Source organism: Paraburkholderia sp. A1RI_3L (genome assembly GCF_048957895.1).
Lineage (GTDB): Bacteria > Pseudomonadota > Gammaproteobacteria > Burkholderiales > Burkholderiaceae > Paraburkholderia > Paraburkholderia kururiensis.
This window is the reverse complement of record NZ_JARCHA010000005.1, coordinates 144219-167484: the sequence shown is the minus strand read 5'-3', so window position 1 is coordinate 167484 and position 23266 is coordinate 144219. Positions and strand designations below refer to the sequence as shown.

24 protein-coding genes, 2 tRNA genes and 1 pseudogene are annotated in these 23266 nt (G+C 65.7%); 11 read left to right on the top strand and 16 right to left on the bottom strand.

Features of this window, described 5'->3' with window-relative positions:
* Positions 1-13: 13 nt before the first annotated feature.
* Positions 14-898: a TetR/AcrR family transcriptional regulator gene (locus PXJ20_RS16090; RefSeq protein ID WP_421029383.1), complete on the bottom strand. Its 885-nt coding sequence runs from the start codon at positions 896-898 to the stop codon at positions 14-16.
* A gap of 105 nt (positions 899-1003) precedes the next feature.
* Here PXJ20_RS16090 and PXJ20_RS16085 point away from each other — a divergent pair, with 105 nt between their 5' ends.
* Positions 1004-1984, top strand: coding sequence for an NAD-dependent epimerase/dehydratase family protein (locus PXJ20_RS16085; protein WP_421029384.1), 981 nt, complete (start codon positions 1004-1006; stop codon positions 1982-1984).
* Positions 1985-2030: 46 nt separating this feature from the next.
* Here the strand turns inward: PXJ20_RS16085 and PXJ20_RS16080 are convergent, their stop codons facing one another.
* Both PXJ20_RS16080 and PXJ20_RS16075 read right to left on the bottom strand, forming a co-directional pair.
* A complete protein-coding gene (locus tag PXJ20_RS16080; RefSeq protein WP_017776644.1) occupies positions 2031-2309 on the bottom strand; it encodes a DUF1488 domain-containing protein in 279 nt (92 codons plus the stop codon).
* Positions 2310-2435: 126 nt separating this feature from the next.
* Positions 2436-2825, bottom strand: coding sequence for a hypothetical protein (locus PXJ20_RS16075; RefSeq protein ID WP_421029385.1), 390 nt, complete (start codon positions 2823-2825; stop codon positions 2436-2438).
* 239 nt (positions 2826-3064) lie between these two features.
* Between PXJ20_RS16075 and PXJ20_RS16070 the strand changes: the two genes are divergently transcribed.
* Positions 3065-3265, top strand: a complete 201-nt coding sequence (locus PXJ20_RS16070) for a hypothetical protein (RefSeq protein ID WP_017776642.1) — start codon at positions 3065-3067, stop codon at positions 3263-3265.
* A 103-nt stretch (positions 3266-3368) separates the two neighbouring features.
* On the opposite strand, the gene PXJ20_RS16065 is transcribed toward PXJ20_RS16070, so the two are convergent.
* Positions 3369-3707 carry a DMT family transporter gene (locus PXJ20_RS16065; RefSeq protein WP_017776641.1) on the bottom strand — a complete coding sequence of 113 codons (339 nt, stop codon included), beginning with the start codon at positions 3705-3707 and terminating at the stop codon, positions 3369-3371.
* A gap of 4 nt (positions 3708-3711) precedes the next feature.
* Positions 3712-4209: a heme-degrading domain-containing protein gene (locus PXJ20_RS16060; protein ID WP_017776640.1), complete on the bottom strand. Its 498-nt coding sequence runs from the start codon at positions 4207-4209 to the stop codon at positions 3712-3714.
* Between the two features lie 273 nt (positions 4210-4482).
* Here PXJ20_RS16060 and PXJ20_RS16055 point away from each other — a divergent pair.
* The 5 genes from PXJ20_RS16055 to PXJ20_RS16035 all read left to right on the top strand — a co-directional run bounded on the left by PXJ20_RS16055 (position 4483) and on the right by PXJ20_RS16035 (position 8232).
* A tRNA-Met gene (locus tag PXJ20_RS16055) sits at positions 4483-4559 on the top strand.
* Positions 4560-4781: 222 nt separating this feature from the next.
* Entirely contained in the window at positions 4782-5327 is a 546-nt protein-coding gene (locus PXJ20_RS16050) for an NUDIX hydrolase (protein ID WP_017776639.1), read from the top strand.
* Positions 5328-5338: 11 nt separating this feature from the next.
* Positions 5339-6076 (top strand): leucyl/phenylalanyl-tRNA--protein transferase, encoded by a 738-nt coding sequence (gene aat / locus PXJ20_RS16045; RefSeq protein WP_161978081.1) that lies wholly within the window; start codon positions 5339-5341, stop codon positions 6074-6076.
* A 169-nt stretch (positions 6077-6245) separates the two neighbouring features.
* Positions 6246-7058 (top strand): arginyltransferase, encoded by an 813-nt coding sequence (locus PXJ20_RS16040; RefSeq protein ID WP_017776637.1) that lies wholly within the window; start codon positions 6246-6248, stop codon positions 7056-7058.
* A 148-nt stretch (positions 7059-7206) separates the two neighbouring features.
* Positions 7207-8232, top strand: coding sequence for a quinone-dependent dihydroorotate dehydrogenase (locus tag PXJ20_RS16035; protein WP_421029386.1), 1026 nt, complete (start codon positions 7207-7209; stop codon positions 8230-8232).
* Positions 8233-8418: 186 nt separating this feature from the next.
* On the opposite strand, the gene PXJ20_RS16030 is transcribed toward PXJ20_RS16035, so the two are convergent.
* The 8 genes and pseudogenes from PXJ20_RS16030 to PXJ20_RS15995 all read right to left on the bottom strand — a co-directional run bounded on the left by PXJ20_RS16030 (position 8419) and on the right by PXJ20_RS15995 (position 14549).
* Entirely contained in the window at positions 8419-9396 is a 978-nt protein-coding gene (locus PXJ20_RS16030; protein ID WP_421029387.1) for a Gfo/Idh/MocA family protein, read from the bottom strand.
* A gap of 145 nt (positions 9397-9541) precedes the next feature.
* Complete coding sequence (locus tag PXJ20_RS16025; RefSeq protein WP_421029388.1) at positions 9542-10261, bottom strand: FadR/GntR family transcriptional regulator; 720 nt, start codon at positions 10259-10261, stop codon at positions 9542-9544.
* Positions 10262-10646: 385 nt separating this feature from the next.
* Positions 10647-11141 carry a flavin reductase family protein gene (locus tag PXJ20_RS16020; protein ID WP_421057432.1) on the bottom strand — a complete coding sequence of 165 codons (495 nt, stop codon included), beginning with the start codon at positions 11139-11141 and terminating at the stop codon, positions 10647-10649.
* Entirely contained in the window at positions 11027-11497 is a 471-nt protein-coding gene (locus PXJ20_RS16015) for an FCD domain-containing protein (RefSeq protein WP_421057428.1), read from the bottom strand. Before PXJ20_RS16015 ends, PXJ20_RS16020 begins: the two co-directional genes overlap by 115 nt.
* Positions 11498-11704: 207 nt before the next feature.
* On the bottom strand, positions 11705-11920 hold the full coding sequence (locus tag PXJ20_RS16010; protein WP_421057427.1) for a hypothetical protein: 216 nt from the start codon (positions 11918-11920) through the stop codon (positions 11705-11707).
* 193 nt (positions 11921-12113) lie between these two features.
* Positions 12114-12632: pseudogene (locus PXJ20_RS16005) on the bottom strand (hypothetical protein).
* 92 nt (positions 12633-12724) lie between these two features.
* Positions 12725-13147, bottom strand: coding sequence for a helix-turn-helix domain-containing protein (locus tag PXJ20_RS16000; RefSeq protein ID WP_026121818.1), 423 nt, complete (start codon positions 13145-13147; stop codon positions 12725-12727).
* 73 nt (positions 13148-13220) lie between these two features.
* On the bottom strand, positions 13221-14549 hold the full coding sequence (locus PXJ20_RS15995) for a glycosyltransferase family 4 protein (protein WP_421029403.1): 1329 nt from the start codon (positions 14547-14549) through the stop codon (positions 13221-13223).
* A gap of 163 nt (positions 14550-14712) precedes the next feature.
* Here PXJ20_RS15995 and PXJ20_RS15990 point away from each other — a divergent pair, with 163 nt between their 5' ends.
* Positions 14713-15993 carry a glycosyltransferase family 4 protein gene (locus PXJ20_RS15990; RefSeq protein ID WP_421029404.1) on the top strand — a complete coding sequence of 427 codons (1281 nt, stop codon included), beginning with the start codon at positions 14713-14715 and terminating at the stop codon, positions 15991-15993.
* 99 nt (positions 15994-16092) lie between these two features.
* Here the strand turns inward: PXJ20_RS15990 and rpiA are convergent, their stop codons facing one another.
* From rpiA to rnr, 3 genes are all read right to left on the bottom strand, one after another.
* Complete coding sequence (rpiA, locus tag PXJ20_RS15985; RefSeq protein WP_421029405.1) at positions 16093-16788, bottom strand: ribose-5-phosphate isomerase RpiA; 696 nt, start codon at positions 16786-16788, stop codon at positions 16093-16095.
* 184 nt (positions 16789-16972) lie between these two features.
* Positions 16973-17722 (bottom strand): 23S rRNA (guanosine(2251)-2'-O)-methyltransferase RlmB, encoded by a 750-nt coding sequence (gene rlmB / locus PXJ20_RS15980; protein WP_017776605.1) that lies wholly within the window; start codon positions 17720-17722, stop codon positions 16973-16975.
* Positions 17723-17756: 34 nt separating this feature from the next.
* Positions 17757-20249 (bottom strand): ribonuclease R, encoded by a 2493-nt coding sequence (rnr, locus tag PXJ20_RS15975; protein ID WP_277596298.1) that lies wholly within the window; start codon positions 20247-20249, stop codon positions 17757-17759.
* Between the two features lie 274 nt (positions 20250-20523).
* Between rnr and PXJ20_RS15970 the strand changes: the two genes are divergently transcribed.
* The 3 genes from PXJ20_RS15970 (at position 20524) to dapA (ending at position 23161) form a co-directional block, all read left to right on the top strand.
* Positions 20524-20608 (top strand) — tRNA-Leu (locus PXJ20_RS15970).
* A 474-nt stretch (positions 20609-21082) separates the two neighbouring features.
* Positions 21083-22231: a porin gene (locus tag PXJ20_RS15965; protein WP_199539909.1), complete on the top strand. Its 1149-nt coding sequence runs from the start codon at positions 21083-21085 to the stop codon at positions 22229-22231.
* Positions 22232-22273: 42 nt separating this feature from the next.
* Positions 22274-23161 (top strand): 4-hydroxy-tetrahydrodipicolinate synthase, encoded by an 888-nt coding sequence (gene dapA, locus PXJ20_RS15960; protein WP_421029406.1) that lies wholly within the window; start codon positions 22274-22276, stop codon positions 23159-23161.
* Positions 23162-23266: the final 105 nt, after the last annotated feature.

The window sequence follows — 23266 nt, the reverse complement described above, 5'->3', positions numbered from 1 at the left end:
AGGAGCTACGGTATCACGCACGGGCCGCTTTGCGGCGCATAGCGGGCACGGTGGGGCTTGCGGGTGCCGCGGAATCTGCAGCGACTTCGCTGCCTGCGTTCGGGGCCGGCTTTGCACTGGCCTTTGCCGGCAACGCCGCTTTGCGCCTCACGTCCGGGCCCGCGACCGGGTCCGGGTCCGGGTCCGTGTCCGACAGCGCTTGCACCTTCTTCGCCACGTTCCCGCCGGCTTTCGCCGCCAACCGGGCACGCGGCTTCGTGGCCGCCTTGCCGCGCATCTTCGCCGCCCTGCCCGGCTCGGCAAACCAGGCTCCCAATGCCACGTCGACCAGCAGTTCAGGCGCCGCATGCGGAAACGCAGGACACGTCAGCTGCAGCGCCACGATGCCGTGCAAAGTGGACCACAGCGCCTCGGCCCACACGGCGCTTGCCGTGGACGGCAACGGCAGCCTGCCCGCGTCGCGCAGCGCATCGAACGCGTCGATCATCATCTGGAATGCGGCGTCGCCGCTGTCGTCCGAGCGGTTGCCCGCGAGCGTCGCGCTCGTGTAGCTCGGGTCTTCCATGAAGATGAGCCGATAGGTCTGCGGATGCGCGAGACCGAACGCGACGTACGCGCGGCCTAGCGCATGCAGGCGCTCGCGCGGGTTCTCGATGGCGGCGAGTGGGACGAAGGTCTCCAGCAACTGGGCGTAGCCCTCGGCGCACAGCGCATGCGCAATCTCGTCGCGGTTCTTGAAGTACAGGTACAGCGTGGCGGGCGAATATTCGATGGCGTCCGCGATCTTGCGCATGGAGAGCGCGGCAAAACCGTCGCGCATGACGATGCGACGCGCGGCGTCGAGAACGCGCTCGCGCAGCGCCTGTTTTTCACGTGTCTTTCGTTCGGCGATTCCCATGCGGGTGATTCTCCGGTTGACATCCTGAAAAGTCAAATTAAACTGAACACCGTTCAGTGAACAGTGTTCAGTCCAAAGTAGAACTTGCCCAGGAGCGCAACAGTCATGGAAAACGCAGGCAGAGTCGGATTGCTGGGGGCCACAGGCGCCATCGGTGCGAGCATTGCAGCCGCACTGCGCGCCGCTGGCCGACCGTGGCGGGCGATCGGGCGCTCGCGCAAGGCGCTCGAAACGGCATTCGGCAACGATCCGCTCGCCGAGATCGCGACGTGGAATCCCGAAGACGCAAACTCGGTCGCTGCAGCCGCCACCGGTCTGCAAACAGCCGTGTATCTCGTCGGCGTGCCCTACAACCGGTTTGAACTGCATCCCCGGCTCATGGAAACGACGCTCGCGGGGCTCACCGCCGCCGGGGTCGAACGGTTGATTCTGGTCGGCACGGTATATCCGTACGGACGCGCGCAGACCATGCCGGTCACGGAAGCGCATCCGCGCGAACCGCACACGTTCAAGGGACGCATGCGGCTCGCGCAGGAGAACCTCGTGCTCGACGCGTACGGCCGCAATGGCCTTTCGACGCTCGTGCTGCGACTACCGGACTTCTACGGGCCGCGGGTGACGAACAGCTTCCTCGACGGCGTATTCACGGGCGCTGCGCGCGGCACGCGAGCCCAGATGATCGGACCGATCGACGTGCCTCACGAATACGTGTTCGTGCCCGACGTCGGCCCCGTAATAGAGACGCTCGCGCGTACAGAAGGCGCCTTCGGACGCGTGCTGCACCTCGCGGGCGCGGGCACGATTACGCAGCGTGAAGTGGCAACGCAGGCCTACGCGCTCGCGGGACGTGAGCCGAAATTGATGGTGGCGGGCAAAACGACGCTGCGCGTACTCGGACTCTTCAATCCGATCCTGCGCGAGGTGGTGGAAATGCACTATCTGCAGACCGATCCTGTCGTGCTCGACGACAGCGCGTTGCGCGCACTGATCGGGCCTGTCAGGAAAACGCCGTACGAAGATGGCATTCGTCTGGCATTTGAGGCTGCCCGTAGCGCAGTGCCCGCATCGGAAAATGCCGTCGCATGAGACGTGGCGCGAGCCGCAGCGCCGGCGGGCACGCGTTTGGTTCAGGCTAGACCCTGTCGGGCGGAAAGTGTCCGCTCTTGAGCAGTACGGGCGTGCCGTTACTGATGCGCAGATGTTCGCGTGCCACGGCCTCGATGCGCGAACGGCCTGAGTCGAATGCGCGGATCCACGCGTCGCGGTCGGCCGCGCGTGCGCCGAAGTGATCTTCCAGTGCTTCGACAGAAATGGCGCACGGCACGCACTCGCCATCCACGAATGCGGCGAATACGACCGTGAGGTTGGCGTCCCGGTAGAGAGGCGCATCCGGGGAGAATTGAATGTCCATGCTTGCCTCGACAGAAAATGCTCGGGAAATGACGCGCCGGTCAGCACCGGCTACAGCACGGCAAGAGATTTATCGTACCCGGCACATCGCGCCGCCGTCCAGTGGCGGCACGCTGAGCACGCTCGTTCAGGGCTCGCCGTAAAGCCGGTCGATGTACTCGCGTGCGGCTTGTTCCACCTGGTCGAGTGCGTCGTCTTCGCAGGCGAAGCGCTGACCGTCGCCCAGTTCGAGCAGCGTTTCGATGCGGCGCGGCGTGTCGAGACCGCCCAGCGAAAGGCTCACTGAGCCGACATAGACGCCGCCACGCGGATCGTGCGGCTCGCTGCCGCCACGCGGATCGTGCGGCTCGCTGCCGCCACGCTGCTGGAGGTCGCCCGGTTCATCGGTTCGCGCCTGGAACGGGCGAACCGGCCCTCGCCCCGCATCGTGCGACTCGGCTGCGGGAGGCGGCGTAACGAGACGCGCCGCCGCGCTGATGTAATAGCCGCGATACGGGCCACTGACACGTTCAGCCATGATGGATTCTCCGTTGCGTTCGATCGAGCCCTCGCGCCCCGGCTTTTGCTCGCGATTGACGAGCACGCGCGGCTCCAGGTCGTCGTTATCTGAGTGATGAGTCGGCGCCGCGCGCAAGAAGTTTCCTTGCGGACGAAGAAAGGCGCGTGTCGGGTCGTTTCGGGCATTACAGCGCGCGTCGCGCCGGGCACGAATGATGCGCTGCACATTGATCGGGAGAATCGCGACGTGGAGCACGCATGGGAAAGTACTTTTTTCAGGACCGCGAGGTGCAGGAACCGGATGCGGCCAATCACTGGTTCGCCTACGCGAAAGATCACGACATCGATATTTCGCGCGCCATCAGCATCTGGGAAGACGCACTTTCGCGCGATGGAGAAGAAAGCCGCCGCGCACTGGGCGACGCGGGCATTCGCGTGAATCTGGCGGCAAAACGCTGAACGGCGGCGGGGCGATGCGTGGAACGCCGCGAGCAACGCGGCACGGCGTGAAGAAGCGGCATTCGCCGCACGATGCGGATGTCGCGCCGTGCCGGCCCGGCCTTCAGTGCGCTTCCATCTTCGAAAACACGTTGAGCACCACCACACCGGCCACGATGAGCCCGAGCCCCACGACGGCGGCCGTATCGGGCACCTGCCGATACAGCGCGAGCGCGACGAGCGTAATCAGCACAATGCCCGCACCGGACCAGATCGCGTAGACGATGCCGACCGGAATGCTTTTCAACGTGAGCGAAAGCCCGTAGAACGCGATGCTGTACCCGAGCACCACGATTACGGACGGCACGAACCGCGTAAAACCGTCGGACGCGCGCAACGCGGACGTGGCAACGACCTCGGCCAGAATGGCGATGGCGAGCCACGCATAGGCAGGCAGTCGCATCGGCTCAGGCCTTTGCGAGCGCGAGCTTGCTGTAGTCCTCGTCGAGCAGCGCGCACAGCGCCTCGACCACGAGTTCGTGGTCCGAGCGTTGTGGCAGGCCGGAAACAGTGACCGAACCGATAACGCCGGCGCCAGCCACGGTGAGCGGAAAGGCGCCGCCGTGCGATGCGTAGCCGGAGACCGGCAATCCATGCTTTTCGGCGAGCGAGGTGTCCGCCTGTTGCATGCGCAGACCGATGGCGTACGAGCTGCGCCGGAAGTGCTCCACGACGTTGCCTTTGCGTCGCGCCCAATCGACGTTGTCGGGCGTGGTGCCGTCGAGCGCGGCGAAAAAGAGCGGCTGCCCGAACGTGCGCACGTCGATGACGACGGCGAGCGCGCGCGCCTTCGCGATCTCGTGAAGCCACGCGCCGACTTCCCACGCGCGGTCCGCATCGAAACGCGGAAACACGAGCGTCTTTTCCTGGTGCGTGATCGATTGCAAATCGTGTGCGATGTCCATATTCCTCGACCCGGCGTGATGGTGAAAAAGCGTGGCAGACAACGGATGGTCCCCGATTCTAGCCCAGCGTCCATGCCCTGCCTACGCGGGCACGTGCTCGCAGGCGACACGCATCCGACCATGCGCGCCGCGGCATCTACGTCGTCACATGTGCGATCACGGGCGTATGACGACGCGGGGCACACGACGCATCGGTGAGCAGTTTCTCCACCGCTCTCAGAGAATGTGTTGCGCGCATGCCGGCTTTACCCTATAATTTCATCTTTCGACGGACGCGGGGTGGAGCAGTCTGGCAGCTCGTCGGGCTCATAACCCGAAGGTCGTAGGTTCAAATCCTACCCCCGCAACCAGATCCGTTTGCCGTATTCACCAGCAGGATGCGGCATTACGCAAATGCGCGAAAATCAGAAAGCTCACCACTCGGTGGGCTTTTTTGTTTTTGGCATGCAGCACGGAAAGCACGCCGCCCTTTTTGTGGCATGCCTTCCGTGCTGTATTCCAGCCCCCGCCCAGCCTCCGTGCGGGCACGCGCACGGTGATACACTCGCATCACCGTTCACCGTCCCCATCCCATGAAATTCTGCTCGATCTGCGGCCACGCCGTCAGCCTGCGCATTCCGCCCGGCGACAACCGCGAGCGCCACGTCTGCGCGCATTGCGGCACCGTGCATTATCAGAATCCACGCAACGTGGTCGGTACGATTCCCGTCTGGGACGACAAGGTATTGCTGTGCCGCCGCGCCATCGAACCGCGCTACGGCTACTGGACCCTGCCGGCCGGCTTCATGGAGATGGGTGAAACCACATCGGAAGCGGCCGCGCGCGAAACGCTCGAGGAAGCCGGCGCGCGCGTGGAAGTGCAGAGCCTGTTCTCGCTGCTCAACGTTCCGCACGTGCACCAGGTGCATCTCTTCTACATGGCGCGTCTGCTCGATATCGACGTGGAAGCAGGCGAGGAAAGCCTCGAAGTGCGCCTCTTCGACGAGCATGAGATTCCCTGGGACGACATCGCCTTCCCCACCGTGGGACAGACGCTGCGCTTCTTCTTCGCCGACCGCGCCTCGGGCAGCTACGGGCTGCACACGGGCGACATCCTCCGCTCGCTGCGGGAAGGCTGAGCCCCACGAGCATGGTGCCCTGGCTCGGACCCGACGATCCGTTCCCGCCCGTGGAACGCGCGCTCGGCGCGTCGAGCGGCGCGCCCGGGCTGCTCGCGGCAAGCGCCGACCTGCTCCCCTCGCGCCTCATCGACGCCTATCGTCATGGCATTTTCCCGTGGTACTCGGACGGCCAGCCCGTGCTCTGGTGGAGCCCGGACCCGCGCATGATCCTGCGTCCGCGCGAGTTCAAGGTGTCGCCGTCGTTCAGGAAGACGCTCAAGAAAGTGCTGCGCGACGACGCGTGGGAAGTGCGCGTCGACGCCGATTTCCCCGCCGTCATGCGCGCCTGCGCAACCGTGCCGCGTCACGGCCAGCGCGGCACATGGATCACGGCCGACGTGATCGATGCCTATACGTCGCTGCACCGCCGGGGCGACGCGCACAGCGTGGAGACCTGGCTCGACGGCAGGCGTGTGGGCGGCCTCTACGGCGTCTCGTTCGGCCGCATGTTCTTCGGCGAATCGATGTTCGCCGAGGTCACCGACGCTTCGAAAATCGCCCTCGCCGCGCTGGTCGCGCACTTGCGCTGTCACGAAGTAGAAATGATAGACTGCCAGCAAAACACGTCCCATCTGGCGTCGCTCGGCGGCCGCGAAATCGCGCGCAAAGCGTTCGTGCAGCATGTGCGCGTGTCCGTCGACGCCGCATCCATTCCCTGGCGGTTCGACAAGAGCGTCCTCGCCGATCTGATCGCACGGTCCGCATAACCTGACGGCCCCGATGGCTCGATAGCGCACGCCGCGGTCTGCCGCACATTCGCGGCTTCGTCGCGGCGGTTGCAAAGCGGTCGTCAAAGGGGGCGCCAAATGGGGCTGGCGGGGGTGGCGGGGCTGGCGCGGCGGGTTCCGCCCCACAGAACGCATCGAGAGCTGCCAAGTGACTCATCCTAACGAGCTGCCGCTTTCACCGCTTTCCGCGCTGCAGTTTTATGCCACAGCGCCCTACCCCTGCAGTTATCTGGAGGGACGCATCGCGCGCTCCCAGGTGGCTACGCCCAGCCATCTCATCAACTCCGACGTCTACACCGATCTCGTAAAGGCCGGCTTTCGCCGCTCGGGTGTATTCACCTATCGCCCGTACTGCGACGGCTGCCGCGCCTGTGTGCCGGTGCGTGTGCCAGCCGCGCGATTCACGCCGAGCCGCACGCAGCGCCGTGCGTGGAAGCGGCACAGCGATCTCGTTGCCACCGTCTCGCCGCTTCACTACGACGAGGAACACTACGCGCTCTACATGCGCTACCAGTCCGCGCGGCACGCGGGCGGCGGCATGGACCGCGACAGCCGCGACCAGTACGAGCAGTTCCTGTTGCAAAGCCGGATCAACTCGCGCCTCGTGGAGTTCCGCGAGCCCGACCCGCACCATCCGAACGCGCCGGGCGTGCTGCGCATGGTGAGCATGATCGACATCCTCGGCGACGGGCTTTCGTCGGTCTACACGTTCTTCGAGCCCGACGCGCCCCACGCGAGCTACGGCACCTACAACATCCTCTGGCAGATCGAGCAGGCGCGCAGTCTGCAACTGCCGTACGTCTACCTTGGCTACTGGATTCGCGAAAGCCCGAAGATGGCGTACAAGTCGAACTTCCGGCCGCTCGAAGGGCTCTTCGATGGCGCCTGGAAAGTCATCAATCCGCATCACGTCGGCTTGCCGCCGGTGGACGCGGCGATGAAGGGTACGCACGGCGGCTGAATCTGGTTGAGCCCACTGAATCTCGCTGAACCTCGCTGAGCCTCGCCGAGCGCCGCTCGAACGAACGGACGCGCCGGGAACCGGGAACCGCTCCGATTGCCGGTAAAATACCGGGTTCCCATTTTCCGGCCGCCACGGCCCGTCCGCTGTGTTCAGTTCCCTCTACCCGCTCTTGCGCGCCCAGCTCTTCCGCATGGACGCGGAAAACGCCCACCATCTCACCCTGCGCGCGATCGGCGCGGCCGGCCGTACCGGCATCGCGGGCCTCGTCGCGCCGCACGTGGCCGATGCGCCGCGCACGGTGATGGGCCTCACGTTCCGCAATCCGGTGGGGCTCGCGGCCGGGCTCGACAAGGACGGCGCGGCCATCGACGGTCTCGCCTCGCTCGGCTTCGGCTTCATCGAGGTCGGCACGGTCACGCCGCGTGCGCAGCCGGGCAATCCGCGGCCACGCATGTTCCGGCTGCCCGAGGCCAGCGCCATCATCAACCGGATGGGCTTCAACAACGCAGGCGTCGACCAGTTCGTGAAGAACGTGCAGGCCGCGCGCTATCGCGGCGTGCTGGGCCTCAACATCGGCAAGAACGCGGACACGCCCATCGAGCGCGCCGCCGACGATTATCTCTATTGCCTCGAGCGCGTCTATCCGTTCGCGAGCTACGTGACGATCAACATCTCGTCGCCGAACACGAAGAATCTGCGCCAGTTGCAGGGCGCGGGCGAACTCGACGCGCTGCTCGCCGCGCTCAAGGACAAACAGCAGCGGCTCGCCGACCTGCACGGCAAGCTCGTGCCGCTCGTGCTCAAGATCGCGCCCGATCTCGACGACGAGCAGGTCAAGGCGATTGCGGGCACGCTGCTGCGCCATGGCATCGAAGGCGTGATCGCGACCAACACCACGCTCTCGCGCACCGCTGTCGCGGGCCTGCCGCACGCGGACGAAGCCGGCGGCCTCTCGGGCAAACCGGTATTCGACCTGTCCAACCAGGTGATCCGCAAGCTGCGCGCCGAAGTGGGCGACACCGTGCCGATCATCGGCGTGGGCGGCATCTTCTCGGGCGAAGACGCGCGCGCAAAGCTGGCCGCGGGCGCCTCGCTCGTGCAGCTCTATACCGGCTTCATCTATCGCGGCCCGGCGCTCGTCGGCGAGTGCGTGCGGGCATTGGCGTCGTAGAGACCGATCGAGGCGCCTGCCCGAGCCGCTCAGCGACTCACGGCCTGCCCCGCTGCCTGCCAGCGGCGGACACGGGGCCACGCGCGGCAGATCGATCGGCCATCGATCGATTCGCGCTTCGCGCCCTCATTCGCGCCCTCATTCGCCCATTCATTCGCCCATTCATTCGCCCATTCATCCGCCCATTCATTCGCCCGCGAAGCGCAAGCCAAGCGCCGCGCGCGACGCGTCGGCCATCGCAATCATGTGGCGCGACGTGTCGTGCGTCATCACGGGGCTTTCCAGCCGGCCCGCCCGAATCAGCTCGCAGAAATGCGCGGTCTCGTAATTGAGACCGCCGCCTTCGAACGGCGCCTCCAGCTCTACGCTGCGTCCGTCGGCATAACGCACGGTGGCGCGCACCGGGTTCCACCAGTTCTCCTGAATCGTGACGTGGCCTGCAGGCCCCGCCAGCAAGGCGTCGCCTTTGCCGTACAGGTCCAGCCCGCAGAAGAGCTGTGCGATGCCGCGCTCGTGGCGGCAGTTCAGCGCGGCGAAGGTGTCCACGCCGGTGGGGCCGAGCCGCCCCGTGGTTTGAATCTCGAGCGGCGCACCCAACCAGTCGACGGCGAGAAACATCTCGTAGATCCCGATGTCGAGCAGCGCACCGCCCGCATGCTCGAACGAAAAGGACGGATGGTCGGCAGGCACGGTGGAAACCGCGCAACCCGCGCGCACGAGGCCGATTTCGCCGATGGGGTCCACCGCCAGATGCGCGCGCAACTTCCGGTAGAGCGGATAGAACGGGGGCTTCATGGCCTCCATGAAAAGCCGTCCGGCGCGATGCGAGGCATCGATCACGCGCTCCAGCTGCGCGCCGTTGATGGTGGCCGGCTTCTCGCACAACACATGGAGTCCGGCGTCGAGCGCCGCGATGGCGTACTGCGCGTGGGTATCTTGCAGCGTGGCGATATAGATGGCGTCGATGCCCGCGGACAAGAGGGCATCAAGGTTCGGGGCAGCGGCGCAACCGGTGTCGCGCGCAAAGGCAGTCGTGGTCTCGGCACGCCGCGACCAGACGGCGGCAAGCTGGGTGTGCGGTACGTGTCTCAGGCTCTCGGCAAAGCGGCGCGCAATGCGGCCCGCGCCGACGATGCCCCAGCGGATGACGGCGTCGTCTCTCATCGATTCGGGAGTGCGGCTGTGGTGAGGGAGCCGCCATTGTCGCAGCAACAGCGGCCACCCGCAGCCGGGCATCGACGCAACCCGCACAACCGGCGATCAAGCAATCGCCAGCCAGACGCCCTGCCGCGCGTCCTCGTTCAATGGCTCAGACGCGCTCCGCATGCGAGACCGTGAATGCCTGCTCCACTTCGTCGGAGGTGAAGTCGATCAGCGCGAGCGAAGCTGCTTCGGCCTCCTTCGGATCGTGCTGCTCGATCGCTTCAACCACGCGTCCGTGCGTACGCACAACCGTCTCCCAAGCGCTTTCCTTGCGCATGATGATCGGATTCACCGCAGACAGTGCACCGCGCACGATAGCCGCCATCTGCTGGAAGAACTGGTTGCCGCTCGCGGCCACGATGCGCGTATGCAACAACTCGTCGGCATCCTGATAAGCGGGGTCGTTGGGAGCGATGGAGCGGAACGCGTCGAACGCTTCCCGAATGCCGGCGACCTCGGCAGGCGTGGCGCGCATGGCCGCGAGCGCCGATGCCCTCGGCTCGATCAGCACGCGAAACTCGATCACGTCGCGCAGGAACTGCGAATCGGGCTTGGCTCGAAAACGCCAGCTCACCACGTCCTCGTCCAGCATGCGCCAGTCGCGCATGGGTCGTATGCGCGTGCCGATCTTGGGCCGCACGTCGAGCATGTGCCGCGCGAGCAGCATCGACAGCGCCTCGCGCATCACCGTGCGGCTGACGTTGAACTCCTTGGAGAGCACATCCTGCGGCGGCAGGATGGCTCCGTACTTTTCCTCGACGATGCCCGACACCAGGCCATCCATCACCTTGCTGACGAGCGAACGATCCTTGTTGGCCGTTTCCATGGCACTCTCCCCGATATGGCTTTCGCCTGTCTATGAAGACTGATGAAGAAGCGCCCTCGCGTCTGTGTTCTTCTTCTCATCTAACAATAAATTGCTTGCTTCGTGGGCACTGCGCCAGTGGGAAACGTCCTGACAGGGTTATCCCTCTGAAGAATTGTTTCAACTCTGCAACGCGGTTAGCAATGGGCGCCGGCAGGCCTCGCGTAACGTGCAAAAAACCGGCAAAGCTTGCAATGATCGAAGGGGTTCGTAGCCTCGTCAGCCACGCCCGTCAAGCCTCGTTGTCAAACGAGCGCGAAATTATTCCAGACTCCCAGGTATCGTCAGGTGCGGCTCGCATGTAGCTCACGTGTTGCACGGATAGAACGTCCACACAGTCCCGAACTCAACGATGCCTGACGTTCGCATAGTGACCGCCGAAGAACAGCAGCGGTGCGTGGTCTTCGAGCGAGAAGGCCTGTACCTCGCCGATGAAGAGCGTATGGTCGCCGCACGGATGCCGGTCCACTACGCGCGCTGCGAACCGCGCCACGGCGCGGTCGAGCCATGCTATACCCGGCACGCCCTGCGCCTCGCTGAAATGCGGCGCGAGCCATGTTTGATGTTCGCCCGCGTAGTGCCGGCTGTGCGCTTCCTGCTCGTCGGTGAGCACGCTCACGGCGAAGAGTTCGTGCGTCATGAGCCGCTCGTGCATGCGCGCGCGCTGCCCCACGGAGACCACGATGAGCGGCGGCCTGAGCGAGCCCGACATGAACGCGTTGGCCGTCATGGCGTGAAGCGTCTCGCCACAGCCGGTGGAGACCACCACGACGCCGGTCGCGAAGCGGCCGAACGCGCGCCGCAACAAGCGCTCGCCCGCATCGACAGGCAGCTCGGCCACACGCTGCACGTCGGGCTCCATCGTTGGAGCCGCAGGCGCAGGCACCGATGCAAGCGAGGTCTCACGCATGGAGACGCATCGACCGCGTCGACCACGCTGCCGTGCGCGTTGACCGCGTTAGTCCAGCCGTCCTCGCGCTGGCTCGGGATGGGCCCCACGAGCGTGAGCGCGCCGCGAATGATCGCCGCCATCTGCTGATAGAACTGATTGCCGCTCGCAGCGAGAATGCGCGTGTGCAGAAGCGTGTCGGCAGCTTCGCAGCCGGCTTCGCGGGACTCGTCTGGCGCAGCGCCTCGTAGGCTTCGCGAATGCCTGCGAGATCCGCTGCGCTCGCGCTCGGCTGCCAGCGCGCGCACGCGGCAGGCTGATCAGCGCGCGGAACTCGATCACGTCGCGCAGAAAGTTCTTGTCCGGCTTCGCGCGAAAACGCCAGCTCACCACGTCTTCGTCGATCATGCGCCAGTCGCGCATGGGACGAATGCGCGTGCCGATCTTGGAGCCACGTCGAGCATGTGGCGTGCGAGCAGCATGGACAGCGCTTCGCGCATGACCGTACGCTCACGTCAAGCTCTTTGGACAGTACATCCTGCGGCGGCAGGATCGCGCCATGAACGTTCTTCGACGATGCCCGAAATAAAGCCATCCATGACCTTGCTCACGAGTGAGCGTTCCTTGTTCCCCAGTTCCATGACCCCTTCCCCGATGCCGCGTAAGCGCGCCTGTTTGACGGTTGCTGCGTGGGCCCTCGTGCTTCGTCGAACCCAGTCGTAAGTTGCCATGCGAGGTGCATGAACCGCCAGCCAGGATATCTCCTGACGCAAAGATGGCGCGGCAAACGCGCCCTGTCCGTACCCGCTTTCCGGGAATACCGGTGTGTCCCGGGCGATCCCGTCAGGCCTTTGATTTCCCGATTCTTGTGATTTGCAGTTTCCTGCCGTTGATTTGTAAGCAGTTTTGTATGGATTTTCCCAGCTACTTTCTTTGCCACGCGAGCGCGTCTTCGTGCTCTCCCGCACGCCCGTACTGATCGTCGAAGCGCACGATGTCGTCTTCGCCGAGATAGCCGCCCGACTTCCACCTCGATGATCTCGAGCGTCTGCCAGGTTTTCGAGCCGGTGCTTCACGCCGAGCGGAATATAGGTGGAACTCGTTCTCGGAGATCAGGAACACTTCGTCGCCGCGCGTCACACGGGCCGTGCCGCTCTACGTGACCCAATGCTCGGCGCGGTGATGATGCATCTGCAGCGAGAGCCGCCCGCCCGGCCTACGACGATGCCTTGACCTGGGAAGCGCTCCCCGCGGCGACGAGTCATAACAGCCCCACGGCCGCTCGACGCGGCGATGATGCTCGCCTCCTCGCCGTGTTGCGCCAACGAGCTTGCCGACGATCGCCTTCGCGGCTCTGCACGCGGTCCTTGGCCGCGACGAAGCACAACATCGGCGGTCCGCACCACCACGCCGTGCACGCCCACGCAGGCCCGAGCCGGCCATCGGAATGCGCGGAAAGCGTTGCTGCGGTGGCGATAAGCGGCGATGGTGGCGACGGGCGGCAACGCATCACCGCGCTGCCACCCCGGCCGGAATCAGATAAAGATCCCGACGTCCGTATGAAAGCGCTCGGCAAGCGCCTTCGCGACGTTCTTGCTGATGGCGCGGCGGCCCGCGAGGATGTCGCTAATGACCGTGGGCGATGCGATGTCGGCGAGGTCCTTCTGCTTGAGCCCATGCGTGCGCAGCAGTTCACGCAGCACTTCGCGCGGCGCAGCCTTGGGCAGCGAGACGCGATGGGTCTCCCATACCTGGATCAAGTCCTTCACCACGCCGACGAGGTCCGCGAGCGGACTGTCGGCGTTGCCGTTGATCTGCGCGGTGAGCTGGCTGGCGAGGCGCAGCATGCGCTGATAGTCGGCTTCGCTGCGGATCGGCTTGAGCAGGATCTGCCGTTGCAGCAGCATCCACGCACTCGCGATGTCGGGGAAGCCCCCGTTAAAAGGTTCTGCGTTCATTGTCGTATGGCCCCTTCTGTGGTGTGTGCCCCGCTACGGAGGCATCGATCTGTCTTCTCTTGAAGCGGGTCTTTCAGCGGCCCCACATGCGACCTGCCATGCTGCCGCCCACTGCATCGCGAGGCATGGCCGGCGCCTGCCTCACGTCGAAACTCAATTCGGAATCCGTAGCGGGTTCGCGGGCCTCGTGATCCGCGTAGCCCTCATGGCCCTCATGGCCCTCGTAACGCTCGTAAGCCGGCACACGCTCGTAGCGTTCATGGTTCGCATGGCTGCCGTGCAGCCCGGTTCTCGCGGCCGCGATGGTGCGCGTCACTTCCACCATGAAAGCGCGCCTGAAGGCCGCCGCGCTGAACCGCTCGGCATTTTCGCGGCACGCCGCGGCGCTGATCTTCGACTGCTCGCGCTCGAAGCGGTCCACGGCCTCGAGCAGCGACGCCACGCTCTGCGTGCCGAAATGCACGCCCGTGGGTTGCGGCTCGCCGAGCGGGACGACCGTTTCCAGCGCCCCGCCCTTGCCATAGGCGATCACGGGCGTGCCGCACGCCTGAGCCTCTACGGCCACGATGCCGAAGTCCTCTTCGGCGGCGAACACGAACGCCTTCGCGCGCTGCATGTGGTCCTTGAGCACCTCGAACGGCTGGTAGCCGAGCACCGTCACGTTGGGTCGGGCTTTCTCGCGTATCGCGGCAAAGCCCGGGCCGTCGCCGATCACGACGAGCCGGCGTTCGGGCACGAGCGAAAACGCTTCGACGATGAGGTCGATGCGCTTGTACGGCACCATGCGCGAGGCGGTCAGATAGAAGTCTTCCTTTGCGCTGCACGGCTCGAAGCGATCGACGTCCACGGGCGGTGCGATGACCGCGGCCTCGCGCCGGTACGTCTTCATCACGCGGCGGGCCACGAAATGCGAATTCGCGATCAGGCGGTCCACGCCGTTGGCCGAACGCGCATCCCAGCCGCGCAGGTAATGCAGCAACGCGCGCGCCGCCCACGACTTCGGGCCGCGTTCGAGATGAGCCTCGCGCAGATACGCGTGCTGCAGGTCCCACGCGTAGCGCATGGGCGAATGCACGTAGCTCACGTGGGTCTGGTCCGGGCCCACCAGCACGCCCTTGGCCACCGCATAGGAACTCGTGATGACGAGGTCGTACGGCGAGAGATCGAACTGCTCGACGGCGAGCGGCATGAGCGGCAGATACCCGCGATAGCGGCGCTGCGCGAACGGCAGATGCTGGATGAACGATGTGGTGACCGGCTTGCCGCACACGGGCGTGCGGTCCTCGAGAAAGTCGACGAGGCTGAACAGGTCCGCGTCGGGAAAACACCGGATGATCTGCTCCAGCACCTTCTCCGCGCCGCCTGGCTGCACGAGCCAGTCGTGCACGATCGCGACTTTCATCTTCCCCGCCCCCTGGTTTCGTATCTCGCGAACGAGTGTAAGACGGCTTATGCGTTGCCGTGCGTGCGCGCGACCACACAATTCAGGGAACGTAACGAGAATAATGGCGGCCAGATGCGAGACCTCTCGCCACTCTCTTCACGCCTTCGCGAGGTAAGCGCCGATGAATGCATCCGAACTCCGTGGCGCGGCTCATGGCTTGTCGCAGGCGCAGCCGTCGGCGGTGGGGTCTGCAGTGGGCGCCGTGGCCGGCTCGCCCAATGGCGCGCTTGTGTCCGGCCTCAAAGCGAAATCCACCGTGCTCTTCGTCGATCAGAGCGGGCAACTGGGCGGCGCCGAATTCTCGCTGCTGCCGCTCGCCCAGGCGTTCGCCGCGCGCGGCGCCGTGCTGCTGCTCTCGGACGGGCCGTTTCGCGAGCGGCTGGCGTCGCTCGGCGTGAACGTGAGCGTAGCGAGCGAGGCGCGCGTGTCGGGCATCAGCAAGGAAGCGCTGCGCTTTCGCTGGCTCTTCGCGCTGCCGGCCATCGTGCGCCAGGTGCGCGCCATCGCCGAGGCCGCGAAGCGCTACGACGTGCTGTTCCTCAACACGCAGAAGGCGCTCGTGCTCGGTGCGCTCGGCAAGCCGCTGCACAGGCGGCCCGTCATCTGGCATCTGCACGACATCATGTCGGCCGATCACTTCGGGTCCATGCAACTGCTCGCGGTGAAGTTCATCGCACGTCATCTCGTCGATCACGTGGTGGCCAATTCGCGGGCCTCCGCGCAATCGCTCGCGTCGCTCACGGGCATTCCGCTCGCGGCGATTCCGGTCGTGCACAACGGGATCGATACGCACGCGTTCGCGAATGTGGACGGCGCCGATCTCGCCGCGCTGCGCCGCCGCCTCGGCCTGCCCGAGCGCGCGTGGCTCGCGGGCCTCTTCGGACGGCTTGCGCCGTGGAAAGGCCAGCACATCGCCATCGCGGCGCTACCGCGGCTGCCCGACGTGCACCTCGTGCTGGTGGGCGCGGCGCTCTTCGGCGAGGACGATTACGCGCAGCGGCTACGCCGCCAGGCGCTACGGCTCGGCGTAGCCGACCGCGTGCACTTCGCAGGCTTTCGCGACGACATGGCGGCGTGGATGAAGGCGATGGATGTGATCCTGCATACCTCGACGGAACCCGAGCCGTTCGGGCGCGTGATTATCGAAGGAATGGCGGCGGCCAGGCCCGTGATTGCGGCGGGCGCGGGCGGCGTGAAGGAGATCGTGCGGCATCGCCGCAACGGCTGGCTCGTGGCGCCTGGCGACCTGAACTCGCTGGTGGATGCGATCGAGACGCTGCGCGCGGCGCCCGAACTCGCGCAGCGCCTCGCCGAACAGGCGCTCATCGACACGCAGCGCTATTTCTCGCTCGACGTCTATGTCGAGCAGATGACCCGCGCGATCGGCTGTGTCAGTCCTTGATACATGAGGCCTTGATACAGGAGTTCTTGATACACGAGGCCTTGATGGGCGAGGCCTCGTCCTTCGAAGGGCGAGACCTCGCGTGATGCCGTGACGCGCTCAGTGCTTCGCGTAGGTGATGGTTTCGACACCGGTTTCGGTGCCGAGCAGGCACAGGTCCGCGCCGCGCTGCGCGAACAGGCCCACGGTGACGACGCCCGGCCATGCGTTGATGACGGCTTCGAGGCCGCACGGGTCGCTGATGGCGAGACCCTTCACGTCGAGAATTTCCTTGCCGTTGTCGGTGATGAAGGGCGTGCCGTCTTTCGCGACGCGCAGCACGGGCACGCCGCCGATCGCCGCCACCCGGCGGCCGATCGCGGTGCGCGCCATCGGCATGACCTCGATGGGCAGCGGGAACTGGCCCAGCACGTCCACGCGCTTGGAGGCGTCCGCGATGCAGACGAACACGTCGGCCACGGACGCCACGATCTTCTCGCGCGTGAGCGCGCCGCCGCCGCCCTTGATCATGGCGCCGCGGTGATCGATTTCGTCGGCGCCGTCCACGTATACGGGCAGCGACTCGATCTCGTTGAGATCGAACACCTGGATGCCGTGCTGCTGCAGCCGCGCGGTGGTGGCCACCGAGCTCGACACCGCGCCGCGATAGCGGTGCTTCGTGGCGGCGAGCGCGTCGATGAAGCAGTTCGCGGTGGAGCCGGTGCCCACGCCGATCACGGCGCCTTCCGGCACGTTGGCGTTTACGTAGTCGGCGGCGGCCTGGCCGACCAGTTGCTTGAGTTCGTCTTGAGTCATGGGATGAGGCGGCTTTAAGGAGGAAGCGGAGAAACCAGCCCGCGTGAGGCGCGGAAAACACGCAAGTTTACCGGAGTCGGACCGAAGCGCCCTGGATGGTCCGCGCTCCCTGTCCTCGCCGCTCTCTGCTCTCTGCCCTCTGCCGCGCTAAGGCGTCTGCTCAACCGGCAGCTCAGGCGTCCGCTCAGGCGCCTGCCTTCGCGTGCCGTTGCCGGACGGCCTCGAAGAGACACACGCCGGAAGCCACGGACACGTTGAGGCTTTCCACCGTGCCCGCCATCGGAATCTGCATGACTTCGTCGCAGGTGTCGCGCGTGAGGCGGCGCATGCCTTCGCCTTCGGCGCCCATCACGATCGCCACGGGGCCGTCCAGCTTCGTGTCGTAGAGACTTGCCTGCGCATCGCCCGCGGTGCCTATCACCCAGACGCCGGCTTCCTTCAGTTCACGCAGGGCGCGCGCGAGGTTCGTGACGGTGATGTACGGCACGGTATCCGCGGCGCCGCTCGCGACCTTGGCGGCTGTTGCATTGAGGCCCGCCGAGCGGTCGCGCGGCGCGATGATGGCGTGCGCGCCGGCCGCGTCGGCCACGCGCAGGCAGGCGCCCAGATTGTGCGGGTCGGTGACGCCGTCCAGCACGAGCAGGAGCGCCGTGCCCTGAATGCCGTCGAGCAGCTCGGCCAGGTTCTGCGCGAGCGGCAGGTCGCCCGCGCGCGCCACCACGCCTTGATGGCGCTCGGTGCGCGCAAGGCCCCAGAGGCGCGTTTCGTCGGCGGCAATCAGCCGGACGCCCGCCTCCTTGGCGAAATGCAGGAAGTCCTGCATGCGGCGGTCGCGCCGCGTGGCGTCGTAATAGACATCTTCGACCGTCGATGCATCGTGGCGCAGCCGCGCGGTAACCGCATGGAACCCGTATAGAACCTTGAGACGTGACATGGATGAGACAAACCTTTGAATACTTTTGGCGGTATTAGCGCTTCTTGCGCGACGTGCCCTTGCCCTTCGCGGCGGCCTTGGGTGCGGCGTGCTTCTTCGCCGTCTTGGTCGCCCCGCGCGCGGCGCGGGCCGCCTTCACGGCGGCATTCGGAGCGGGCGCGGCCTTCTTGCCGCGCGGGCCGTCCTGGCCTTCGCGCGCCTCGCGCACGTCTCGCGGCGACAGCGCCCGCACGCGCGGCCCGGCCGATTCGGCCGTTGCCTTCTCGGCCGGCGCGCCGCGACCCGCCAGCGGCTTCTTGAGCGTGTCGCGCACAAGGCGGAAGTCGATCTTGCGTGCGTCGAGGTCCACGCGGCTCACCTGCACGCGCACGCGGTCCGAAAGACGGTAGCGAATGCCCGTGCGCTCGCCGCGCAGTTCGTTCTTGATCTCGTCGTACTGGAAGTAGTCGGAGCCGAGTTCCGTGACGTGCACGAGGCCTTCGATGAAAAGCGCATCCAGCTGCACGAAGATGCCGAACGACGTCACGCCGCTCACCATGCCGCCGTACTCCTCGCCCAGCTTGTCGCGCATGAAATAGCACTTGAGCCATGCTTCGACGTCGCGCGAGGCTTCGTCCGCACGCCGCTCGTTGGCCGAGCAGTGCAGGCCCAGCTCTTCCCAGATCGCCGTGTTCGGACGGCCGCGCCGGCCGTGCTTTTCCTCGTCTTCCTGTTGCATCGCGCGGGCACGCGGCGACAGCGCCGTGTTGAGCGCGACGCCTGCGGGCGTTTCGGGCTGGTACTTCTTGCCCTGCAGGACTGCGTAGATGGCGCGGTGCGTGAGCAGGTCGGGATAGCGGCGAATCGGGCTCGTGAAGTGTGCGTACGCCTCGTAGGCAAGGCCGAAGTGGCCGATGTTGTCGGGGCTGTAGACCGCCTGCTGCATGGAGCGCAGCAGCATGGTCTGCAGCATCTGCGCGTCGGGCCGGTCGCGGATGTGCGCCATCAGCGCCGCGTAGTCGCTCGCGTGAGGCGTCTCGCCGCCGCCGAGCGAGAGGCCCATGCCGCGCAGGAACGTGCGCAGGTTTTCGAGCTTCTCGGCCGTGGGACCGGCGTGCACGCGGTACAGGCCCGAATGCCGGTTGCGCTTCATGAAGTCGGCCGCGCAGACGTTCGCGGCCAGCATGCATTCTTCGATGAGCTTGTGCGCGTCGTTACGCTGGCGCGGCACGATCTGCTCGATCTTGCCCTGCGCATTGCAGACGATGTAGGTCTCGGTGGTGTCGAAGTCGATCGCGCCGCGCTTCTGGCGCGCCGCGAACAGCGACTTGTAGACGCCGTACAGGTTCTGCAGATGATCGAGAAGGCCGGCGCGCCGCGCGGCTTCCGGCCCCTTGGTGTTCTTCAGCACCGCGGCCACTTCGGTGTACGTGAGCCGTGCGGCCGAATGCATGACGCCCGGATAGAACTGGTACGCCTTGATCTCGCCGCGCGTGGTGATGACCATGTCGCACACCAGCACGCAGCGGTCCACGTGCGGATTGAGCGAGCAGAGCCCGTTCGAGAGCTTCTCGGGCAGCATGGGAATCACGCGGCGCGGGAAGTACACCGAGGTGCTGCGCTCGAGCGCGTCCACGTCGAGATCGCTCGCGGGGCGCACGTAGTGCGAGACGTCCGCGATCGCGACGATCAGGCGAAAGCCGTCGCCGCGGCCTACCTTGACGGGCTCGCAGTAGACGGCGTCGTCGAAGTCGCGCGCGTCTTCGCCGTCGATCGTGACGAGCGGCACGTCGCGCAGGTCCACGCGATGGCGCACGTCGACAGGACGCACCTCGTCGGGCAGCTTTGCGGCTTCTTCGAGCGCGGCGTCGCTGAATGCATGCGGCACGCCGTACTTGCGCACCGCGATTTCAATTTCCATGCCGGGGTCGTCGATGTCGCCCAGCACTTCCACCACGCGGCCGAGCGGCTGCGAATGGCGGCTCGGGAAGTCGGTCAACTCGACCACCACGACCTGGCCCACCTTGGCCTTCTTGGCGTTCTGCGTGACGAGAATGTCATGGCCGATGCGCTTGTCTTCGGGCGCCACGATCAGCGCGCCGTTCTCGTTGAGCAGGCGCCCGATCACGCGGCGGTTCGCGCGGTCCGTGACCTCGACGATGTGCCCTTCAGGACGCCCGCGGCGGTCGAAGCCCACGATGCGCGCAAGCACGCGGTCGTTGTGCATGACCTTCTGCATCTCGGGCTGCGGCAGGAACAGATCGTCCTGGCCGTCGTCGCGCACGAGAAAGCCGTAGCCGTCGCGGTGCCCCTGCACGCGGCCCGCCACGAAACTGGATGGATGAGTCAGCTGGTAGTGCCCGCGCGCATCGAGCCGGATCTGGCCGTCGCGCTCCATGGCGGCGATCCGCCGGAAGAAACCTTCGCGCTCCTGGCGCTTGATGGCGAGCGCTTCGGCGATGTCGTTCGCCGTGAGCGGAGAATCGCTCGTGCGCAGCACGCCGAGGATTTCTTCACGGCTCGGAATCGGGTACGGATATTTGCTCAAGGGCTTGTCGATGGTTTTTCTCGTTGCGTGGGACGTCGGTCGATGAGACGCGGCAAGCGCGCCGGGCGGCCTGCTGCGGGCCATTCTAACACCCGTGCATGACGCGCCGTCCGCCTTGCGGCACGGTGAAACGGGCACTCCGATGCCGTGCGCGCGCCGTACTGACCGACCGCTCGAATTGCTTGACAGCGTTCGACGAGCCTTTATAATGGCAATCTTTGCTTCGCGGCACCTCGCTGAATCAGCGACGGGATCAAGCGAAAGCAGAGCACCTGCCCAGGTGGCGGAATTGGTAGACGCACTAGTTTCAGGTACTAGCGGGTAACTCCGTGGAGGTTCGAGTCCTCTCCTGGGCACCAGATTCAAAGGCCAGCACACGCTGGCCTTTTTCTTTTTCCGGCGGCGTCCGCAGTAACGCATCGCCCTCCCACGCCGAGCAGCACATAGCCCCGCCACACGGCCGGCTCAGAACGCCTCGCGAATTGTCTGATTCGCGGGGCGCTTTTTCTTCCGCCGCCGGGCTCAGCACGACTACCCACCGATCCCTCGTCCCCCATCCGTCGGCACACAAGACGCTGCCTTCTGCGCTCGTGCCTTCCTCACCCTCCTCTGGCCGCCACACCGGTTTTGCGCTCGATCCGCATCCGCGCGCTCAAAATGCTCGTTTCAATCACAAACCGGGTTTACCTGTAGTTGATTCGACCAAATCGATCACATAAACTGACCGAGTCGATCAATCCCGCGGTGTCGGATGCCGATATTTCGGTCAGACGCCCCGGCAGAAACGATCGATTCAATCAAAAAAACTGACTGACACTATGGAGACGAAACCAATGAGAAGGTCCCTCGCACTGTTCGGCATGCTGGGCGTCGCGATGTCGGCGCACGCGCAAAGCAGCGTCACGCTTTATGGTCTGATCGACACGTCGTTGATGTACACGAACAATCAGAAAGGCGGCACGAACTATCAGATGTCGAGCGGCGTCGAGTCGGGCAGCCGCTGGGGCCTCAAGGGATCGGAAGACCTGGGCGGCGGCCTGAAGGCGATCTTCACGCTGGAAAACGGCTTCAGCGGCACGACCGGTACGCTGGGGCAGAACGGCCGCATGTTCGGGCGCGCGGCATGGGTGGGCCTCGGCACGCCGTACGGCACCGTGACGCTGGGGCGCCAGAACGAACCGTCGGCCGATTTCGTGGGGCCGCTCGTTGCCGCGAACCAGTGGGCGGGCGGCATCGGCGCGCACCCCGGCGACACCGACAACCTGTATGTCAATTCCCGCATCAGCAACAGCGTGAAGTTCCTCTCGCAGGACTACGGCGGCTTGCGCGCGGGCGCCCTGTTCAGCTTCGGCGGCACCGCCGGCAACTTCAGCAACAACCGCATCTGGAGCCTCGCGGCGGGCTACAACCGCGGCCCGCTCGCGCTGGGCGTTTCGTACATCGACACGTCGCGGCCCAACACCGCGTTGTGGGACGGCACAGCGGGCGCCGCCGCCATCTCGCCGAACAACACGCCCATCTTCTCGGGCTACACGTCGGCACGCACGCAGCGTGTCACGTCGGTGGCGGGCAACTACACGTTCGGCGCCGCCAGGCTCGGCCTCGTCTATTCGAACTCGCGCTTCGAGGATCTCGGCTCCGGTGCCGCGTCCGCGCCGATTGCGCGCTACAAGGGCGCAACGGCCGTGTTCGACAACGCCGAAATCAACTTCAACTATCAGTTCACGCCGACGCTCCTGATGGGCGTAGCGTATGAGTACACGCGCACCCACGGCGCGGGCGACGCGCACTACAACCAGGTGAACCTCGGCGCTGATTACTTCCTCTCGAAGCGCACCGACGTCTATCTGACCACCGCCTGGCAGCGCGCAAGCGGCATCGACTCGACCGGCAAAGCGGCCGTCGCGGCATTGTGGCCGGTCGCGGCATCGAGCAATTCGCATCAGATCGCCGCGGCACTGGGCTTGCGCCACAAGTTCTGAGGCCCACGCAGCAAGCAGTCAGCAGGCATTGTGGAGAACAGCATGTCAATCGCGTTCAAGGGCATCGTCCCTGCCCTCATCACACCGATGAGCGAAAACGAGGAAGTGGACGAAGCCGGCTTGCGCACGCTTGTCGATCGTCTGATCGACGCCGGCGTGCACGGCCTCTTCGTGCTCGGCACGAACGGCGAGTTCATCGCGCTTTCGGAGGCGGAGAAACTGCGCGTGGCGCGCATCGCCGTCGATCAGGCCCGCTCGCGCGTGCCCGTCATTGCGGGCACGGGCGCGTATGCGACCCGCGACGTGATCGAGCTGAACCGCAAGATGGAGGACGTCGGCGTCGATGCCGTTTCGGTCATCACGCCGTACTTCAACGGCGCGACGCAGCAGGAACTCTTCACGCACTACGAGCGCATTGCGCGCGGCACGTCGCTGCCCGTGATGCTCTACACGATTCCGGCCAAGGCCGGGGTCACGCTGAACGTGGACACCGTGCGGCGCCTCGCCGAGATTCCCAACATTCGCGGCATCAAAGACAGCGGTGGCGATTTCGATCGCCTGCTGCAACTCATCAACCTGCGCCGCGACGATTTCGCCGTGTTCACCGGTACGGATTCGATGATCCTGTGGACGCTCATCGCCGGCGGCGACGGTGCGGTTGCCGCCACCACGAACGCCGTGCCCAGTGTCGTCATGTCGATCTGGAACAGCTTCCAGTCCGGCGACATCGACACGGCGCGGCGCGCGCAGGAATCGCTGCGCGCCCTGCGCGATGCGTTCGCGCTCGGCACGATGCCCGTCGTGCTGAAGACTGCGGCAGCCATGCTCGGCATGCCCGCCGGTCCCGCACGCTCACCCGCGCAGCCGCTCGATGCCGCCGCGCGCGAGCGTCTTGCCAAAGCGCTCGCGCATTACCCGCGCGTGGGTTGAACGCAGGACATCTTTGCCACCCGCATTCGCCAATCCGTATTTGCCACAACCTTTTGCCACAACCTTTTTTGCCACGCTCCCACGATCGCCAGCCCCAGAGATTTT

Excerpts from the sequence above, each read along its gene's own strand:
- PXJ20_RS16050 (WP_017776639.1), top strand. The coding sequence starts at position 4,782 with ATGAAATTCTGCTCGATCTGCGGCCACGCCGTCAGCCTGCGCATTCCG.
- PXJ20_RS16070 (WP_017776642.1), top strand. The coding sequence starts at position 3,065 with ATGGGAAAGTACTTTTTTCAGGACCGCGAGGTGCAGGAACCGGATGCG.
- PXJ20_RS16030 (WP_421029387.1), bottom strand. The coding sequence starts at position 9,396 with ATGAGAGACGACGCCGTCATCCGCTGGGGCATCGTCGGCGCGGGCCGC.
- PXJ20_RS16065 (WP_017776641.1), bottom strand. The coding sequence starts at position 3,707 with ATGCGACTGCCTGCCTATGCGTGGCTCGCCATCGCCATTCTGGCCGAG.
- PXJ20_RS16000 (WP_026121818.1), bottom strand. The coding sequence starts at position 13,147 with ATGAACGCAGAACCTTTTAACGGGGGCTTCCCCGACATCGCGAGTGCG.
- PXJ20_RS16080 (WP_017776644.1), bottom strand. The coding sequence starts at position 2,309 with ATGGACATTCAATTCTCCCCGGATGCGCCTCTCTACCGGGACGCCAAC.
- rlmB (WP_017776605.1), bottom strand. The coding sequence starts at position 17,722 with ATGTCACGTCTCAAGGTTCTATACGGGTTCCATGCGGTTACCGCGCGG.
- PXJ20_RS15990 (WP_421029404.1), top strand. The coding sequence starts at position 14,713 with ATGAATGCATCCGAACTCCGTGGCGCGGCTCATGGCTTGTCGCAGGCG.
- PXJ20_RS15965 (WP_199539909.1), top strand. The coding sequence starts at position 21,083 with ATGAGAAGGTCCCTCGCACTGTTCGGCATGCTGGGCGTCGCGATGTCG.
- PXJ20_RS16075 (WP_421029385.1), bottom strand. The coding sequence starts at position 2,825 with ATGGCTGAACGTGTCAGTGGCCCGTATCGCGGCTATTACATCAGCGCG.
- PXJ20_RS16010 (WP_421057427.1), bottom strand. The coding sequence starts at position 11,920 with ATGGCAACTTACGACTGGGTTCGACGAAGCACGAGGGCCCACGCAGCA.
- PXJ20_RS16025 (WP_421029388.1), bottom strand. The coding sequence starts at position 10,261 with ATGGAAACGGCCAACAAGGATCGTTCGCTCGTCAGCAAGGTGATGGAT.
- PXJ20_RS16060 (WP_017776640.1), bottom strand. The coding sequence starts at position 4,209 with ATGGACATCGCACACGATTTGCAATCGATCACGCACCAGGAAAAGACG.
- PXJ20_RS15995 (WP_421029403.1), bottom strand. The coding sequence starts at position 14,549 with ATGAAAGTCGCGATCGTGCACGACTGGCTCGTGCAGCCAGGCGGCGCG.
- PXJ20_RS16085 (WP_421029384.1), top strand. The coding sequence starts at position 1,004 with ATGGAAAACGCAGGCAGAGTCGGATTGCTGGGGGCCACAGGCGCCATC.
- dapA (WP_421029406.1), top strand. The coding sequence starts at position 22,274 with ATGTCAATCGCGTTCAAGGGCATCGTCCCTGCCCTCATCACACCGATG.
- rpiA (WP_421029405.1), bottom strand. The coding sequence starts at position 16,788 with ATGACTCAAGACGAACTCAAGCAACTGGTCGGCCAGGCCGCCGCCGAC.
- PXJ20_RS16090 (WP_421029383.1), bottom strand. The coding sequence starts at position 898 with ATGGGAATCGCCGAACGAAAGACACGTGAAAAACAGGCGCTGCGCGAG.
- aat (WP_161978081.1), top strand. The coding sequence starts at position 5,339 with ATGGTGCCCTGGCTCGGACCCGACGATCCGTTCCCGCCCGTGGAACGC.